The 15,449-nt window shown below is 52.8% G+C and carries 20 protein-coding genes and 1 other RNA gene; 19 read left to right on the forward strand and 2 right to left on the reverse strand.

The window, feature by feature from the left end:
• Position 1 precedes the first annotated feature (1 nt).
• The 14 genes from AC0CW1_RS09505 to AC0CW1_RS09570 all read left to right on the forward strand — a co-directional run bounded on the left by AC0CW1_RS09505 (position 2) and on the right by AC0CW1_RS09570 (position 9,406).
• The gene (locus tag AC0CW1_RS09505; protein WP_488182821.1) at positions 2–400 is read left to right on the forward strand and encodes a DUF2577 domain-containing protein; all 399 of its coding nucleotides are present in this window, start codon (positions 2–4) and stop codon (positions 398–400) included.
• A gap of 4 nt (positions 401–404) precedes the next feature.
• The gene (locus AC0CW1_RS09510; protein WP_320405072.1) at positions 405–833 is read left to right on the forward strand and encodes a DUF2634 domain-containing protein; all 429 of its coding nucleotides are present in this window, start codon (positions 405–407) and stop codon (positions 831–833) included.
• The gene (locus tag AC0CW1_RS09515; RefSeq protein WP_488182822.1) at positions 826–1,908 is read left to right on the forward strand and encodes a baseplate J/gp47 family protein; all 1,083 of its coding nucleotides are present in this window, start codon (positions 826–828) and stop codon (positions 1,906–1,908) included. Before AC0CW1_RS09510 ends, AC0CW1_RS09515 begins: the two co-directional genes overlap by 8 nt.
• On the forward strand, positions 1,895–2,425 hold the full coding sequence (locus tag AC0CW1_RS09520) for a putative phage tail protein (protein ID WP_488182823.1): 531 nt from the start codon (positions 1,895–1,897) through the stop codon (positions 2,423–2,425). The genes AC0CW1_RS09515 and AC0CW1_RS09520 overlap by 14 nt, the downstream gene beginning before the upstream one ends.
• A 6-nt stretch (positions 2,426–2,431) precedes the next feature.
• The gene (locus AC0CW1_RS09525; protein ID WP_320405075.1) at positions 2,432–3,190 is read left to right on the forward strand and encodes a phage tail protein; all 759 of its coding nucleotides are present in this window, start codon (positions 2,432–2,434) and stop codon (positions 3,188–3,190) included.
• Positions 3,191–3,406: 216 nt separating this feature from the next.
• A complete protein-coding gene (locus tag AC0CW1_RS09530) occupies positions 3,407–3,862 on the forward strand; it encodes a four helix bundle protein (protein ID WP_488182824.1) in 456 nt (151 codons plus the stop codon).
• A gap of 297 nt (positions 3,863–4,159) precedes the next feature.
• The gene (locus AC0CW1_RS09535) at positions 4,160–5,263 is read left to right on the forward strand and encodes a reverse transcriptase/maturase family protein (protein ID WP_488182825.1); all 1,104 of its coding nucleotides are present in this window, start codon (positions 4,160–4,162) and stop codon (positions 5,261–5,263) included.
• Entirely contained in the window at positions 5,220–6,926 is a 1,707-nt protein-coding gene (locus tag AC0CW1_RS09540; RefSeq protein WP_488182826.1) for a DUF6273 domain-containing protein, read from the forward strand. Before AC0CW1_RS09535 ends, AC0CW1_RS09540 begins: the two co-directional genes overlap by 44 nt.
• 15 nt (positions 6,927–6,941) lie before the next feature.
• Positions 6,942–7,085 (forward strand): hypothetical protein, encoded by a 144-nt coding sequence (locus tag AC0CW1_RS09545; RefSeq protein ID WP_488182827.1) that lies wholly within the window; start codon positions 6,942–6,944, stop codon positions 7,083–7,085.
• A gap of 18 nt (positions 7,086–7,103) precedes the next feature.
• Positions 7,104–7,244, forward strand: a complete 141-nt coding sequence (locus tag AC0CW1_RS09550) for a CD1375 family protein (RefSeq protein ID WP_488182828.1) — start codon at positions 7,104–7,106, stop codon at positions 7,242–7,244.
• Between the two features lie 60 nt (positions 7,245–7,304).
• Entirely contained in the window at positions 7,305–7,436 is a 132-nt protein-coding gene (locus tag AC0CW1_RS09555) for a hypothetical protein (RefSeq protein ID WP_488182829.1), read from the forward strand.
• 53 nt (positions 7,437–7,489) lie between these two features.
• Positions 7,490–8,863, forward strand: a complete 1,374-nt coding sequence (locus AC0CW1_RS09560) for a glucosaminidase domain-containing protein (RefSeq protein ID WP_488182830.1) — start codon at positions 7,490–7,492, stop codon at positions 8,861–8,863.
• A 20-nt stretch (positions 8,864–8,883) separates the two neighbouring features.
• A complete protein-coding gene (locus AC0CW1_RS09565; RefSeq protein WP_320405083.1) occupies positions 8,884–9,180 on the forward strand; it encodes a hypothetical protein in 297 nt (98 codons plus the stop codon).
• Positions 9,173–9,406, forward strand: coding sequence for a hypothetical protein (locus AC0CW1_RS09570; RefSeq protein WP_488182831.1), 234 nt, complete (start codon positions 9,173–9,175; stop codon positions 9,404–9,406). Before AC0CW1_RS09565 ends, AC0CW1_RS09570 begins: the two co-directional genes overlap by 8 nt.
• Positions 9,407–9,516: 110 nt before the next feature.
• Here the strand turns inward: AC0CW1_RS09570 and ssrA are convergent.
• Positions 9,517–9,868: a transfer-messenger RNA gene (gene ssrA / locus AC0CW1_RS09575) on the reverse strand.
• A gap of 324 nt (positions 9,869–10,192) precedes the next feature.
• On the opposite strand from ssrA, the gene AC0CW1_RS09580 reads away from it, so the two are divergent.
• The gene (locus AC0CW1_RS09580; RefSeq protein ID WP_488182832.1) at positions 10,193–11,386 is read left to right on the forward strand and encodes a pyridoxal phosphate-dependent aminotransferase; all 1,194 of its coding nucleotides are present in this window, start codon (positions 10,193–10,195) and stop codon (positions 11,384–11,386) included.
• Between the two features lie 298 nt (positions 11,387–11,684).
• On the opposite strand, the gene AC0CW1_RS09585 is transcribed toward AC0CW1_RS09580, so the two are convergent.
• Positions 11,685–11,900, reverse strand: a complete 216-nt coding sequence (locus AC0CW1_RS09585; RefSeq protein ID WP_488182833.1) for a hypothetical protein — start codon at positions 11,898–11,900, stop codon at positions 11,685–11,687.
• A gap of 170 nt (positions 11,901–12,070) precedes the next feature.
• Between AC0CW1_RS09585 and AC0CW1_RS09590 the strand changes: the two genes are divergently transcribed.
• The 4 genes from AC0CW1_RS09590 to AC0CW1_RS09605 all read left to right on the forward strand — a co-directional run bounded on the left by AC0CW1_RS09590 (position 12,071) and on the right by AC0CW1_RS09605 (position 15,411).
• Positions 12,071–12,391 (forward strand): spore coat associated protein CotJA, encoded by a 321-nt coding sequence (locus AC0CW1_RS09590; RefSeq protein ID WP_488182834.1) that lies wholly within the window; start codon positions 12,071–12,073, stop codon positions 12,389–12,391.
• Between the two features lie 20 nt (positions 12,392–12,411).
• Positions 12,412–12,672, forward strand: a complete 261-nt coding sequence (locus AC0CW1_RS09595) for a spore coat protein CotJB (protein WP_488182835.1) — start codon at positions 12,412–12,414, stop codon at positions 12,670–12,672.
• Between the two features lie 27 nt (positions 12,673–12,699).
• Positions 12,700–13,272: a manganese catalase family protein gene (locus AC0CW1_RS09600; RefSeq protein ID WP_488182836.1), complete on the forward strand. Its 573-nt coding sequence runs from the start codon at positions 12,700–12,702 to the stop codon at positions 13,270–13,272.
• A 273-nt stretch (positions 13,273–13,545) separates the two neighbouring features.
• Complete coding sequence (locus AC0CW1_RS09605; RefSeq protein ID WP_488182837.1) at positions 13,546–15,411, forward strand: CHASE2 domain-containing protein; 1,866 nt, start codon at positions 13,546–13,548, stop codon at positions 15,409–15,411.
• The last annotated feature ends 38 nt before the right edge of the window (positions 15,412–15,449 follow it).

Raw genomic sequence — 15,449 nt, forward strand, 5'->3', positions numbered from 1 at the left:
TATGGGAATATTAGACACTATGAAAAAGGTCGCAGAGCAAACCGGCCAGGCCGGAGCGCCGGCGGCCTTTATGTTTGGAACCGTGACGTCGGTCAGTCCACTTGTGATCCGCGTTGATAACCGGTTCGATATTGGCGAAAAACAGGTCGTCCTGATGAAAGAATTCAGGCCAGGATCATACCTGACGCATAAACACACAATTCTGCCCCACGATCACACGGTCCCACAACACAATACAGAAACGGCCGACGCACATTCCCACAGTGTCCAGCCGTTTCATACTGAAAATACCGGCCTTGAAACCGCACAGGAAATCTATTTCGGACTTGCTGTCGGTGACAAGGTCGTTCTTTTAAGAAATCAAGGGGGTCAGGAATTTCTGGTCCTGGGAAGGGTGTGATTTTATGGCATTGATACCGAACGCGGCGTCAGTCGCTATCGGTCAGGACGTCGAAGTCATTGAACAAAAGGATCAGACGTCCAGGACGTATAAGATCGACTTTTCGTCCGGCCGTGTGGGCGGATTTATAGACGAAACCGACGCCATGAAGCAAGCAATCATTAAAATCCTTCAATCAGAGCGTTTTTTATACCTGATCTATTCCTGGAATTATGGAATTGAAATGAACGCGATTGTCGGAAAAAGCTATCAAGTGATAGCAAGTGAAATCAAGCGTATTATTCGCGAAGCGCTTCTGGAAGACAAGCGGATCACGGACGTCTATGACATTACAGCCGAGCAGATCGATAAAAGGACGCTGTCTGTCAGGTTCACAGCGTCAACCGTGTTCGGCGAAGTAACCATTGAAACGGAGGTAAGCGCGAATGTTTGAAAACATGACCTTTGAAAACATCATGGACCGCTGTCTGGCGCGCGTTTCTGATTCCGTGGACAAACGTGAAGGTTCTGTCATATATGACGCTATCGCGCCGGCGGCGGCTGAATTGGCGATCCTCTATATCGAACTTGGAACTATCATGGACAGAGCGTTCCCCGACACGGCGACAGACGTTGATCTGACAAAAAAGGCCCAGGAAAGGGGTGTCTTCCGTCAGGCGGCTACATACGCCGTCAGGAAAGGCTATTTTGAAAACGCCCAGGGCGCCGGTTATGAACTGGCAATCGGAACACGCTTTTCAGGCGGCGACATCAATTACAGGGTTACGGAAAGGATCACGGCCGGACAGTACAAGCTGACAGCAGAAACGGCCGGCGCTGTCGGTAATGAGTATTTCGGAACCCTTTTCCCGATCGACTTCGTTGACGGACTGGCGGCCGCAACACTGGCCGACGTTCTTATTCCTGGCGGAGACGAAGAATCAGACGACTCCCTTCGTGAAAGGTATTTCGCAACGCTGAAAAGCCAGGCATTCGGCGGCAATATTGCCGATTATAGGAACAAGGTCGAACTACTACAAGGCGTCGGAGCCGCGAAGGTCATTCCGGTCTGGAATGGCGGCGGAACTGTGAAGATCGTTCTTCTGGACAGCGAATGGGGCGTTCCTTCTCCTGAACTGGTCGCTTCTGTCCAGGCTGACGTCGATCCGGTCGGAAGCCAGGGCGAAGGCGTCGGCATTGCACCGATCGGCCATATCGTAACAGTAACAGCCGTCACCGGCGTAACGATCGACGTGTCCTTCACTCTGACATTTGCTTCGGGTGTCACTTGGGCCAGTGTCCAGCAAGCCGTCTGTGACGCAATTCAAAGCTATTTCGTCGAACTGGCGAAGGTATGGGCCGATAGTTCAAACCTTGTAGTCCGTGTTAGCCAGATTGAAACGAAAATCCTGAACGTCGAAGGAGTGATCGACATTACAGGAACCACAATAAACGGCGGAACGGCCAATATTTCGCTTGACGCCACGTCGATTCCGGTCCTGGGGGTGGTGACAAATGGAGCTTCTTAATTACTGGCCGCGTTATCTTCGTGAACTGGTTGAATTCCAGCAGATCACGAACGGGGAACAACCTGAATTTGACAACGCCGTCCAGGCCGTCCAGAACGCCCCACAGGACTTTTTCCTGGTTAGCCTGTCCGAATATGGGGCTTCACGCTGGGAAGCGATCCTGGGCCTTTCTGTGGCGCCTGGCGACACGTTAGAAACAAGACGTCAAAGAATACTCCTGAAATACCTGGATCAGCTTCCCTACACATACAGAAACCTTTTGAAGTATTTATCCACAGTCAGTCAGGACTTCACCGTGAATCTTGATAATGACGCTTATGAACTTTTTATCCGGATTGTGCTTTCCGGATATGACCAGCGGGACGCCCTGGCGGCCGTGCTTGGCCGCATGGTTCCCGCGAACCTGGTCTTGAAAATGCAGTCGCAGATTCCGCAGACGATACTTCGGCCGGCTTTTACTGTGTGTTCGACGACTGTGACAATAAATAAGCATGAACACATTCCACAAGGAGGTTAAACTACTATGGCACGTTTCAGATCAACAATTACTGATCGAGGTAATGTAGTCCTGACCCAGTTGATTGCGACTGGATCACAGCTTCAAATTGTCAGAGCGGCCAGCGGCGACGGCGTCCCGACGGTAAGTCCGAACACATTGACCGCCCTTGTGTCGCCTGTGACAGTCGATACCCAGGTCCAGGCAAAGGAATTTATCGACGGAAATCCGTCCATTATGAAAATTCCGGTCCAGGTTACAAACGCCGGTCTTGAATCGGCGGTATGGATCAGAGAAATCGGAATTTTTGCCCTTGACGGGAACGGCGTTGAATTTTTATTCGCCTATTCCTGGCTTGACGGCGGCGACAGCGACAATATTCTTCCCCCTTCTTCCTTCCTGGGAGATATAGAAAATCCAGCCGACACTGTACACATTCACGACGTCGCTATGTTCGTGACGAACCAGGAAAACAGCGCCATTTCCGTTCAGGTCGGGGCTTCCTCCTTCGTTACGTCGGCGCAGATGATAGCATATTCCGCGCCACTCATTCACACACAGGCGGCCAATACAGTTATAGAATCCACAGGCCAGTCCGTCGAAGAAATTCAGCGGCGCCAGGATTATGATATTCAGGCTATCAAGGAACAGCTTGACACTGGATTCACAGGAACGACAGTTACACACACATTCGCGTCCGCACAGCTTTCCCAGTGGAAAGGTTACGACGGTTCAGGACTTCCGGAAGGTATCCTGGACACGACAAACAACAGGCTTTATCTGTGACCAGATTTGCCTGTAAGCCGTCGGAAACGTCCTGCCTTATATCTTCCCTATTCGTTGAATTGCGGCCCGTATGCGGCCACTGCGACGGCGACAGCGTCGTCCTTTGCGGCGTGACATATGAAGGTGAGGAACAGACCGTAATTCTTCGCGATTATGGCTTCGATTATTCCGGCCGGCGCGAAACGATTGACGCAATAAGGGGGCGAATGTGTATCAATGGGAACAAGACGAAATTATCAGCGAAGGGCGGCTGGGAATGACAGTCCCCTTCATGTTCTTCCTGTTGTAGCCGATCTGATCGACTACACGTTGAACCTGACTGACAACGCGAAGCATTTTCCGAAAAAGATCAGGTTCACGATCGTCAACCGGATTCAGGAACGGGTCCTTTCGATCTACGAAAACCTACTGGAAGCAAATGAAATATTCCCGATCCGGAACGAATCAGACAAGGCCAAAAGATTAGAACTGCAACGGGCCGCGCTGACTGACTGCAAACTGTTGCTTTTCTATATTGAACTTTCGAAAAAGCGCGGTTATATCGACACTGGGACCTTTGAATATTGGACAAAGAAAACCCTGGACGTGAAGTTCATGTCCGCCGCCTGGTATAAGTCAGAGCAGGAACCGGCCGAAAAGGCGCAGGCCGGCCCTGACGAAGAACAGAACTGACGGGCTTTGAATTAGGGTATGTCCTGTACCCCGAACGCCGGCAATTCGAACAACGCGCGGAATGTCAACACGGACGGCAGTTTGAGCAACGACAACGCGTACAACGGCAACAATGGCGTTCGGCCGGATTTGGTGGAAATCGTGACCGAGTATGGCGACGAGCCTGAAAGCAGAGAACCCCGACAAAGGAGGACATATCCTTCCCGACGCCGGAAAGGCCAGGGTAAACACAAGATTGCTGACGCCAGGGCTTCGGCTACGACGCCCAGGCTATAAGCGGCAAGGAGGTTTTATATTTTGAATGGTGAGCAGACTTCGCCTTCTGACTTTGCGAAGCTGACCGACTTGAACAATCTTTATGCGGCATACATGGACGCCAGAAAAGGCAAACGCTGGAAATATGCGGTCGTTCGATACGAAGTGAACGCGCTTGAAAACCTGACCTTCCTTCACTATATGCTGACTTCGAAAAAGTACCGGTTAAGTCCGTACAACTGTTTCATGGTCCATGAACCGAAGGAACGTCTGATTATGTACAATTCATTTCGCGATAAGATCGTCCAGCACAGCCTTTGCGATAACGTCCTGGAACCGCGACTTCAAAAGACTTTTATCCTGGACAACTACGCAAGTCAGAAAGGCAAAGGAACACATTTCGGTCTTGACCGTCTGAAAGCGTTCATGCGGAGATATTACCGGCAGTTCGGGGCGGACGGCTGGGTCTTGAAATGTGATGTTAGAAAGTATTTTTACACTATTGATCATGGCGTTTTGAAGTCACAGCTTCGTCGGCTGATCCACGATCCCGACGTTCTGTGGCTTCTTGATATGATAATTGATTCAACGGAAGGAAAAGGGATTCCGATCGGAAATCACACCAGTCAGTGGTTCGCGGTCCTTTACCTTTCCGGAATGGATCATTTCATTAAAGAACGCCTGGGAATCAAATTTTACGGCCGGTATATGGACGACTTCTATCTGATCCACAACGACAAGGAGTATTTGAAATACTGCCTGTTGGAAATCCGGAAATATGTCGAAAGCCTTGGTCTTGAACTCAATGGGAAGACAGCAATTTTCCCGTTATCCCAGGGAATTGACTTCCTGGGATTCAGGACCTTTATGACAGACACCGGAAAGGTCGTCCAGAAAATACGCCGCGACAGCAAAAACCGAATCCGCCGGAAACTGAAAAAATTCCGTAACTTGCTGAATGAAGGAAGGATTGATTTTGAAACAATTCTGGCTTCATATGCAAGCTGGAAAGGCCATGCTGAACACGGTGACAGCCATCATCTAATCAGGCAGACGGACGAATTGTTCTACTGCCTATTTTCTAAAGAATTGGAGGGTTATCATGGCAAAGCAAATATCGACGTTACCCGTTGGCGCAGTCGTTAAGTCCGTAAACACAAAGTATAACAATAGCATCATTCGCTTCATTGTCGGACACCAGGCTTCGGGAAGAACAAAACTGGTCGCCGAAAAGATTATTACCCTGAAATGCTTCGACGCGAAAGAAGCAAGTAACCCAGACAGCAACAGGCGAAGCTACGGAAATAACAGGTACAGCCAGTCGAATATTGATAAATGGCTGAACAGTTCTGCCGGAGCCGGCGCCTGGTATGCGGCACAACACGCATATGACGCACCGCCTAATAATGCGAACGTCTGGTCAAATTACAACGAATACGACGCCCAAGCCGGCTTCCTGTCATTCTTCGAAGAAAATTTCAGGAATGCGATTCTTGATACCACGATCAGGATCGCAAAGAACACAGTAACCGACGGCGGAGGTTATGAAGACATCACGCGAAAGGTTTATCTTTTGTCAGAAACAGAAGTCGGACTTGGTAATGAATACGGCGTCGCAGAAGGTACACTGTGGGACTACTTCAACAGTGCCAGCCGCAGACAAGCATATCCTACGGCCGAAGCCGTCAGTGCGTCCGAATACACAAACGCCAGTCTTTCATCTTCGCAATACTGGTATTGGTGGTTAAGGACCCCTTACGCCGGCTATTCGCTCAGCGCGCGGGATGTCGGCACGGGCGGCAGTTTGGGCAGCGGCTACGCGTACAACGGCAACGGTGGCGTTCGGCCGGCTTTGGAATTGGCATCTTCTATCTTGGTATCTGATTCTGTGGATACCGACGGCGCTTATATAATCCAGTGGAACCAGCCGCCTACAACCCCGTCTTCCATTTCCCATGGTACGCCCCGCGCTGGTCAATCATTAACCATTACCACCGGAGGGTCAACCGATCCGGAAGGCAATCCGATAAACTACGTCTTCGAACGTCGTGTCGATTCCGGGGCTTATGTCCAGATCGGGATCACGTCTTCGACGTCGATCACAGACACCGTCCCAACGGCCGGAACAAATTATCAGGTTCGCGTGAAGGCGGTCGATTCCCTGGGCGCTGAATCGGCGTACCAGACCGGAACAGCGACGCCTATTTCGTACAATACGAATCCGGTGATCAGCGGGTCCGATCAGAACGTGGGCGCCAAAACGACGCCTTTGACTTACAACTACACCGTGACCGACGCGGAAGCAGCCAGTCAGACCTTGACTGTCACGGAAACGGTGACGAATGGGGCTGAAACAATCACCCTTCGCACCTACACCGCAACGAGCGGCGCGACGAATACGGCCGACTTGACGTCTGTGTGGCTTCGCCTTCTGGCCGGATCGCATACCTTGACGATCAGTGTCAGCGACGGCGCCGGAGGAACGGCCCAGCGTGTGATCACATTCAGCCGAACTGTTACCAGGATCGCCGCTTCCCGCGCATTTTCAACCGATTCGAAGGTTACAAAGTGCTTTGTTTCCTTGTATCCGTCTGAAAGGCCGGCCGATAGCGTCCTTCATGTTGAAGTTACAAATAATCCCTTTGACGCTTCACCAGTATGGGAAGACATCACGTCGAAGGTGAACCTGTATGTCCACACATTCGCGAATCAGACTGTCGCAACGACAAACGGCCTGGCGTACCGCTTCACACTCACGAAGGGAACCCAGACGATCGAAGTAATTCAGGCGACGATCCGTTTCGCTTAAAAGGAGGAAATCGAAATGTTTGATCCTAAAGAATGCGAATTTGTCCCGAAGGAAAAGAAGGAAAACGAAAAAGACCTTCTAATCAAACAGCTTTCCGAAGAAAACGAGCTTCTGAAAGGCTGTGTCATGGAAATTTGCGACGTTGTATTCGCACAATAACGGAAAGGAGGAAACGTCATGTCTAAACTGGTTCAGTTATATGTCAATGAAATCAAAGCCGGTAATTTGACCATTGAAGACGTTCCGGCCGGCCTTAAAAGCAAAGTCGAAGCGGCACTTTCGTCCGATCAGGAAACACAGGAAAACGAGGTGGTCTAATTGCGGACCACCGTTTTCATATTCCTTGCAAGGATATTTTTCGGAAAGGAGGTCTTCGAAATGTTAGTTCGTCTTTATGTCGGCGAAATCATTCTGGGAAAGATTCAGCTTGAAAACGTCCCGAATGGTCTTCGGCCACGCGTAACCGCGTACTTGGTCGAAATGGGTTACATTGAAGACGCCGCCCAGTAAGCGACGCAAAAAAAGAACGGCCCCCTGGGGATCACTTCCCAGGGGGTTATCTTTTGAAAGGAGCATTTAATATGTCAACATTTACAGCTTCCGGCCTGGTTAACTATGTCAAAAAGGCCCTTAAAACAAAGACCGTCTATATGTGGGGCGGTATTATGCGACTGGTCACGGAATCATATATTTCCGGAAAAGTAAACCAATATCCGGACTGGTACAATCCCGCACGCGTCCAGAAATTCCGTTCACTGATTGGAAGAGACTTCTACGGCGTGGATTGTGTCGGTCTGATTAAGTCCTATTACTGGGGCGGCTTCGGGTCCCCGAATTACAGTGCCAACACCGACAAGAGCGCGAACGGTATGTTCCAGGCGGCAACAGAAAAAGGACCGATCGGAACTATTCCTGAAATCCCCGGCGTCTGTGTCTGGCTTGACGGCCATATCGGCGTCTATATCGGCGGCGGCCTGGTGATTGAATCCACAAATAACACAAAATTTGGTGACGGCGTATGTCAGACAAAGCTGTCTGATCGTAACTGGACAAACTGGCTGAAATGCCCTTATATCGAATATGACCAGGCGGATCAGAACAGCGGTTCACCTATTTCAAAAGGCAACACTGAACAGGAAACCTTTATCAATAAGATCGGACCTATGGCGTCGGCTGATATGAAGACGTCCGGAATCCTGGCTTCCCTGACGATCGCCCAGGCAATCCTTGAATCTGGCTGGGGGAAGTCCGGCCTGGCAACGGCCGCGAATAACCTGTTCGGAATCAAGGGGGCATATAACGGCGCCGGCTACACATGCAAGACGCAGGAATGGGACGGGTCGAAATATATCACCGTTGACGCTACATTCAGGAAATACCCTTCATGGGCGGAATCGGTCGCGGATCATTCAGCCTTGTTCAACCGACTTGATCGTTACAAGAACCTTCGCGGCTTGACCGACTATAAACTGGCCTGTCAATATGTTCGCGAAGACGGTTACGCTACTGATCCGGAATACACAAACAAGCTGATCAACCTGATCGAAAAGTACAACCTAACGGCCTGGGACGTGAAAGTTCCTTCTTCTGGCGAAAATTCACAGCCGCCTTCTGAAACTGTTTACACAGTAAAAAGCGGCGATACGCTTTCAAAAATTGCGTCCGCTTATGGAACGACATACCAGGCATTGGCCGCATATAACGGGATCGCAAACCCGAACGTCATTTATGTCGGCCAGAAAATTAAAATCCCTTCCGGAAAGTCCGGTACGTCCACACCGGCGCCGAAGACCTACACGGTAAAGAAGGGTGACAATCTGTGGCAGATCGCACAGTCACAGCTTGGAAATGGGTCCAGGTGGCCCGAAATTCAAAAACTGAACAGTCTGTCCGGAACGACTATCTACGCCGGCCAGGTCTTAAAATTACCGGCATAACCGGAAAGCGGGGTGAATCTATGACAGTTGAATTGACAGTCGTCATTTCGATCGCTTGTGCCTTGCTTGGCGCTGGAATCGGTGTGGCGACTTTCAAAAAGAACAGTGAAAAAGACGCGGCCGAAGAAGGGAAAAACGACGGCGTCTTTCTGACTGAAATCGGCTATATCAAGGCTGGTATTGATGACATTAAGCGCAAACAGGACAAGCAGGACGAATTGTATGTAAGAATTGCGGAACGAATGACGGCCGTCGAAGCGTCCGCAAAACAGGCCCATTTAAGAATTGATAGAATGGAGGGAAAACAGCATGTCTAAAATATCCGAAAAGCTGGCTTCTTTGATCAATGTAAAGACGATTGTCACGTTTATCGTGATCGCTGTCTTTGCGGTCCTTGCCCTTCGTGGCGTGTTCGACGCACAGGCAACAATGCAGATCGTTACAATGGTGATCGCCTTCTATTTTGGCACACAGCACGAAAAGAAGGACACCGGCGGCAGTTCCGGCGGTGGTGAATCAAACAACGATTCGGCAGATACTTAATCGCGAAAAAGCGGACGGGGAAATTAAACCCTGTCCGCTATTTTTATTATCAAGGCGAAGCAATCATGGAAGACCAGAATGTCTTCAAAGGGGTTCGCCTTATATTGTTTTGGTGGAGGCGGCGGGAGTCGAACCCAGCGTCCGAAGAAGAGCCAACAAGGGCATTTACGAGCGTATTCTGTCGTTTAAGGTTTCGCCATCCTTCCGCACAACAGACAGAGCGTTGGTCAGGCTATCTCGATAAGTCTCGCTCGAACCTCCGAGAATTGGTCCGAGCCAGCTCTCTTAAATGACCCCCTAATCCCTCACCGAGAGCACAGAAGGTAGGAGGTTAGGTGCAATTAAGCAGCTAAAGCGTAGTTTTCTTCGGCAATTAAAGCCTTCCGCCCTTTTTACGGTCCTGGCGGCAACCCGGCTCGCGTCCCAGGCCAACCCGTTCCCCGTCGAAACCATTACGCCCCCTATTCAATATCCACCTGGCAGAAAGCCTGTCGGCTCCCCACGAGGTTCACCCGTCACGTCACCCATCCGTTCGAATCGGTTGCATGACTAAAATGTATTCTAACATAAAGGCCCGTTTAAAGCAATGGCAGCTATTCTTTTAATCATTTGGTGCTATTTGAAAACAGACAGGGACCTCGGTGAAAGGCATGGGCATGGATATTGGTTGGATGAAGATGTATACAATATAATCCTAGCGAAATGCGCGACAGTGCTTTTTCATTAGGGCCTTCATGCGTTACAATGAAGGATGTGGTTAAATATCAGATGCTGGAGGGGCCGTAAATGGATTTGTCAAAAAAAGGATTATCGATTAATCCTTCACCTACTTTATCGATAGACGCGAAGGCAAAGAAGATGCGTTCTGAAGGCGTCGATGTGATCGGCTTTGGCGCAGGCGAACCCGATTTCGATACGCCCGATCATGTGAAACAAGCAGCCATCGCAGCGATTGAAGCGGGCTTTACCAAGTATACCCCGGCTTCGGGCACGTTGGAGTTAAAACAGGCCATCTGCGATAAGCTGAAGGCGGAAAACGGTGTCGACTACGCGCCGGCGAACATCATCGTCAGCAACGGCGCCAAACACTCCTTGGTGAACGCCTTTGAGGCCATCTGCAACCCCGGCGATGAAGTCATCATCCCCGCGCCCTACTGGGTCAGCTATCCGGAGATGGTGAAACTGGTGGACGCCGTTCCCGTCATCGTGTACACCACGGAAGAGAGCGGTTTTAAGTTCACCGTCGAACAGATCAAGCAAGCCTTGACCCCGAAAACAAAAGCCCTCGTCCTGAACAGCCCGAGCAACCCCACCGGCATGATCTATTCCAAAGAGGAACTGGCCGAGATCGCTGATCTGGCGGTCGAGCATGGCTTTTTTGTCATTTCCGATGAAATCTATGAAAAGCTGATTTACGATAAGTTTGAACATGTGAGCATCGCTTCCATTAACGATAAAATCAAGGAACAGACGATCATCGTCAACGGCATGTCCAAGGCTTATTCGATGACGGGTTGGCGGATTGGCTACACGGCGTCGAATGCTCCGATTGCCAAAATCATGGCCAACATCCAGAGCCACGCCACGTCAAACCCGAACTCAATCGCTCAAAAGGCCGCCCTAGCCGCGATCACCGGTCCCCAAGACATCGTCGGCACGATGGTCGATGAATTTGTCCGCAGAAGAGACTATATGGTCGAGCGGATCAACGCCATCCCAGGATTGTCTTGTCTCAAACCCAACGGCGCCTTTTACGTGATGATGAACATATCGAAGATCATCGGCAGCGAGTTTGCAGGAAGGAAGATCACCAGCTCCGACGACTTCGCCGAACTCCTGCTGGAACAGGCGCAGGTCGCCCTGGTTCCCGGATCGGGCTTCGGCATCGACACCCATGTCCGTCTGTCCTATGCCACCTCGATGCAGAACATCACGGAAGGTTTAAACCGGATCGAGAATTTTTTGCTCAGCCTTACGTAATCCCATTCGTCCTATAATAGCAGCAGTGCCATTTATGCCTGATCATTTTGCCTTATCGCCAATCATGCCGCTCATCCATGCAAACGCTCTCCGCATCTCCCCTCTTCAACGGATCCGCATATGCTGCGTCGATTGAATTTATTCCATAATAGCGCACAGGTCCCGCCAGCCGGCGGGACCTTTTTTACTGTATTGGCATATGATGGAGCGAACATGAGGAGGTGCTCAATAGTCATGGATCGGAAACCACCGACCGGCTATCCGAAAGTGCCCTACACGCCGATAGCACCCGAGCGGATTATACCGCCACCGCCGCCGCCACCACCGCCACCACCGCCACCGCCGCCGCCACCACCGCCACCACCGCCACCACCGCCACCGCCGCCACCGCCACCGCCGCCACCGCCGCCACCGCCACCGCCGCCACCGCCACCGCCGCCACCGCCGCCACCGCCACCGCCGCCACCACCGCCACCACCGCCACCACCGCCGCCACGCCCTTGTCCGCCTCCACCGCCAGCGCGCCCCTGCCCGCCGCCTTGCCCGCCCTGTCCGCCCAAACCGCACCGTCCCAAGCCTTGCCCGCCGAAGCACGAATGTCGGCTTCCCGAGCCGTGTCCGCAGGTCGAGCCGATTGCACGCGAGCCGATGCCCATGCCCCCTTGCGCGCCGATGCCAATGCCGATGGAGCCGATTGCGCGCCAACCGATGCCCATGCCAATGCCCATGCCCTGCGAACCGATGATGCCGATGCCCATGCCTGTCGAGCCTATCGCTCGTGAGCCTATGTACCACCGGCCAGCGCCCTGTGAACCTTGCGAGTCTTACGACCCTGCCATCACGGTGCCACCGGAGATGATGAAGCCGGGTTGGAAACTGGCTCGAGCCTATGTGCCCTACCAGCAGTATTGCCCACCCTTCTACCCGCCCGCCGAAGCCCTTTGCAAGGGAACGATTTTCCCCGGTCTCTACCGCCCCTACTGCAACGACCGGCGCCGTCGATGAGAGGGGAGGGAGGCTGATATATGGACCGGCACCAGTTAGAACTGCTCCGGCGCATCCAGGAATTGGAGTTTGTCGCCGTTGACTTGAACCTTTTTTTGGACACCCACCCGAACGACAAGGCCGCACTGCGGGATTTCACCCGCGTCACTGACGAATTGAAAAAACTGAAGCACGCCTACGAGCAGCGATACGCGCTGTTGACGGTAGAAGGATACTGCCCCGGACGGTACCCCTGGAACTGGATCGAGGCGCCTTGGCCTTGGGAAATCGACTACTGCTGACGCGGTCGGGAGGGTAGATAACAAGCAATGTGGATCTATGAGAAAAAGCTCCAGTACCCGGTCCGGGTGGAAAAGTGCGACATCGGCATGGCCAGGTACCTTTTCGCCCAGTACGGGGGACCCGATTCCGAACTGGCCGCCGCCCTGCGGTATCTGACGCAGCGGTATACGATGCCTACGAAGAAAGCCAAAGGGCTCCTCACCGATATCGGAACCGAGGAAATGGCCCACCTGGAAGTAATCGCCACCCTCATCTATAAGCTGACTAAGGACGTTCCGCCAGAAAAATTGCGCGAAGTCGGTCTCGGCGGCTTTTACGCCCAGCATGACAATGCGCTCTACTATGCTGACGCGAATGGCGTGCCCTGGACCGCTGCTTACATTCAAGCTACCGGCGACCCCATCGCTGACCTGCATGAGGACTTAGCCGCCGAAGAAAAAGCGCGGGCCACCTATGAGCACCTGATCAACCTGACCGATGATCCCGGCGTCAAAGATGCCCTGCGCTTCCTCCGGGAGCGGGAAGTCGTTCACTTCCAGCGCTTCGGCGAGGCTCTTGATGACGTGCAGTTTTTTATGGATCGGAAAAAGTGCTACTAAAAAGAGTCATACGAGAATACGTAAGACCCCCGGCTACCAGGCTGGGGGTCTTTAATATATAGCGCAGGTTAAGCTTATGCGATTGAATCCTGTAACAGCAGGTTTGGGAGTAACATTCCGGCGTGTTTTTCTGATTTTTCCTATGGTATGATTAATCTGTGTTAGAATCCTCCCCATCTAATTTATCCCTTCTACGACATATGCTTTGGCAGCCTTTCCGCTTGTCCAAGCGGATCCGAACAGAGAAAGGGGAGAGAAAGGAGCGCGACTCGATTGAAAGTCGCCAAAGGCGCCACAGGCCATTTTATCGCTCTCGGCCTCACCATGCTCATGACGCTGACCTCCGCCGCCGGCCTCTGGGAACCGCTGGAGGCGATGGCCTATGACATGTGGCTGCGTGTCCGCGGCGTTCAAGCCACCAGTGGCAATGTGGCCATCATCGGCATCGATGACGCATCCATCGCCAAGATCGGTCGCTGGCCGTGGAACCGGGCAGTCCATGCCGAACTACTGGACCGCCTGCGGGAAGCCAAAGTGGTCACCTTCGATTTCACCTTGTCCAACGAAGCCGACCCCCAGGGTGATGCCCGCCTAGCAGAGGCGATCGGCCGCCATGGTCATGTGGTCCTGCCTGTTTTTTTCACCTTTGAAAAGGAAGGCGAAGACACCTATCAGGTGATGCGCCTCCCCCTTACCGCGTTTCGCAAAAACGCCTTCAGCATGGGCTTTGTCAACTACCCAACCGAAGCGGACAACATCGTGCGCCGAACCATGCCGGTGACAGTTGACAAGAACCGAACCATCCCCTCGCTGGCGCTGGCATCGGCCATGGTGGCCCATGGGCTCGGCCCCACCAAGGCGACCCTTGCTCCTGACGGAACAGTGCGTGCCGGGGACTTTGTAATCCCGACGGAAAACAATAAGACGCCGCTTCTCAACTTCGCCGGTCCAGCCCAGTCCTTCCCCACCTACTCCTACCATCAAGTCCTCGACGGCACAGTATCGCCGGAAACCTTTGCCGGCAAGATCATTTTCGTCGGTACCACATCGCCGCTGCTCGGCGATATCTACAACACGCCCTTTACACGCAGCAACCTCGTGCTGGGTGGCAACCTCCCTACACCTGGCGTGGAACTGCACGCCACCGCCGTGGACACATTCCTCAACCACTCCTACTACTTCCGGGCGCCGCAGGCGCTCAACCTGCTGCTGCTCGCCCTCTTCAGCGCCGCCTCCTATACCGTCGCCTTGCGCCTGAAAGGGCAGCCCTGGAACAGCTTAGCGACCCAAATCTTCCTCACAGCCGGCTGGATCGCCCTGGTCAGCCTTGTCCTGATCCTCGGCCACTACTGGCTGAACCTGGTGGCGCCGCTGATCGCCGGTTCAACTACATACCTGGCCGCCACCGTCTACAATTTCATCCTGGAGCAGCAAGAGCGCCAGAAAGTGAAGGGGCTCTTTGGCCGCTACGTCTCACCAGCCGTTGTCAACGAACTCCTGGCCCATCCAGAATCGATCCAACTGGGCGGCCAGCGCATCGACACGACGATCCTCTTCTCCGACATCCGCGGCTTTACGGCCTACAGCGAGGGCCGCTCTCCGGAAGAGGTTGTCTCCCGGCTGAACGAGTACTTCACCCGCATGACCGGCATCATCTTCAAGCATGGCGGAACCCTTGACAAGTACATGGGGGACGGGATCATGGCTGTCTTTGGCACCCCCATTCCCGATCCGGAGCACGCCCGCCATGCTTTGGAGGCATCGAAGGAGATGTGCGACGCCCTCGTTGAGATGAATGTGGTCTGGAAGGAGCGGGGAGAACCGCTCTTCGACCTGGGCGTGGGTCTCAACAGCGGTCCCGTGCTGGCCGGCAATATTGGCAGCGAGGAGCGAATGGACTACACCGTCATCGGCGAGGATGTCAACCTGGCCTCCCGGCTGGAGAGCATGAACAAGCAGTTCAAGTCCCGTATTATCGTCAGCGAGCGAACCGTCCGTTACATGTTAGGCGCTGAAACAACGCCGGAACAGCTTGCCCAACTCGGCCTGGAGGAAATCGGCGAAGTGGATGTTCGCGGCCTGGTTCACCCCGTTAAAATCTACACCCTTCCCGCTTACAACGGAGAACGGGCCGTATAATTAGTAAACTTAGGAGAAAGGGAGTCCGCCAAACAGGT

It is taken from the genome of Heliomicrobium sulfidophilum, assembly GCF_057715735.1.

Excerpts from the sequence above, each read along its gene's own strand:
- AC0CW1_RS09565 (WP_320405083.1), top strand. The coding sequence starts at position 8,884 with ATGACAGTTGAATTGACAGTCGTCATTTCGATCGCTTGTGCCTTGCTT.
- AC0CW1_RS09600 (WP_488182836.1), top strand. The coding sequence starts at position 12,700 with ATGTGGATCTATGAGAAAAAGCTCCAGTACCCGGTCCGGGTGGAAAAG.
- AC0CW1_RS09540 (WP_488182826.1), top strand. The coding sequence starts at position 5,220 with ATGGCAAAGCAAATATCGACGTTACCCGTTGGCGCAGTCGTTAAGTCC.
- AC0CW1_RS09510 (WP_320405072.1), top strand. The coding sequence starts at position 405 with ATGGCATTGATACCGAACGCGGCGTCAGTCGCTATCGGTCAGGACGTC.
- AC0CW1_RS09570 (WP_488182831.1), top strand. The coding sequence starts at position 9,173 with ATGTCTAAAATATCCGAAAAGCTGGCTTCTTTGATCAATGTAAAGACG.
- AC0CW1_RS09550 (WP_488182828.1), top strand. The coding sequence starts at position 7,104 with ATGTCTAAACTGGTTCAGTTATATGTCAATGAAATCAAAGCCGGTAAT.
- AC0CW1_RS09590 (WP_488182834.1), top strand. The coding sequence starts at position 12,071 with ATGGAGCCGATTGCGCGCCAACCGATGCCCATGCCAATGCCCATGCCC.
- AC0CW1_RS09580 (WP_488182832.1), top strand. The coding sequence starts at position 10,193 with ATGGATTTGTCAAAAAAAGGATTATCGATTAATCCTTCACCTACTTTA.
- AC0CW1_RS09505 (WP_488182821.1), top strand. The coding sequence starts at position 2 with ATGGGAATATTAGACACTATGAAAAAGGTCGCAGAGCAAACCGGCCAG.
- AC0CW1_RS09555 (WP_488182829.1), top strand. The coding sequence starts at position 7,305 with ATGTTAGTTCGTCTTTATGTCGGCGAAATCATTCTGGGAAAGATTCAG.
- AC0CW1_RS09525 (WP_320405075.1), top strand. The coding sequence starts at position 2,432 with ATGGCACGTTTCAGATCAACAATTACTGATCGAGGTAATGTAGTCCTG.
- AC0CW1_RS09545 (WP_488182827.1), top strand. The coding sequence starts at position 6,942 with ATGTTTGATCCTAAAGAATGCGAATTTGTCCCGAAGGAAAAGAAGGAA.
- AC0CW1_RS09515 (WP_488182822.1), top strand. The coding sequence starts at position 826 with ATGTTTGAAAACATGACCTTTGAAAACATCATGGACCGCTGTCTGGCG.
- AC0CW1_RS09520 (WP_488182823.1), top strand. The coding sequence starts at position 1,895 with ATGGAGCTTCTTAATTACTGGCCGCGTTATCTTCGTGAACTGGTTGAA.
- AC0CW1_RS09595 (WP_488182835.1), top strand. The coding sequence starts at position 12,412 with ATGGACCGGCACCAGTTAGAACTGCTCCGGCGCATCCAGGAATTGGAG.
- AC0CW1_RS09530 (WP_488182824.1), top strand. The coding sequence starts at position 3,407 with ATGGGAACAAGACGAAATTATCAGCGAAGGGCGGCTGGGAATGACAGT.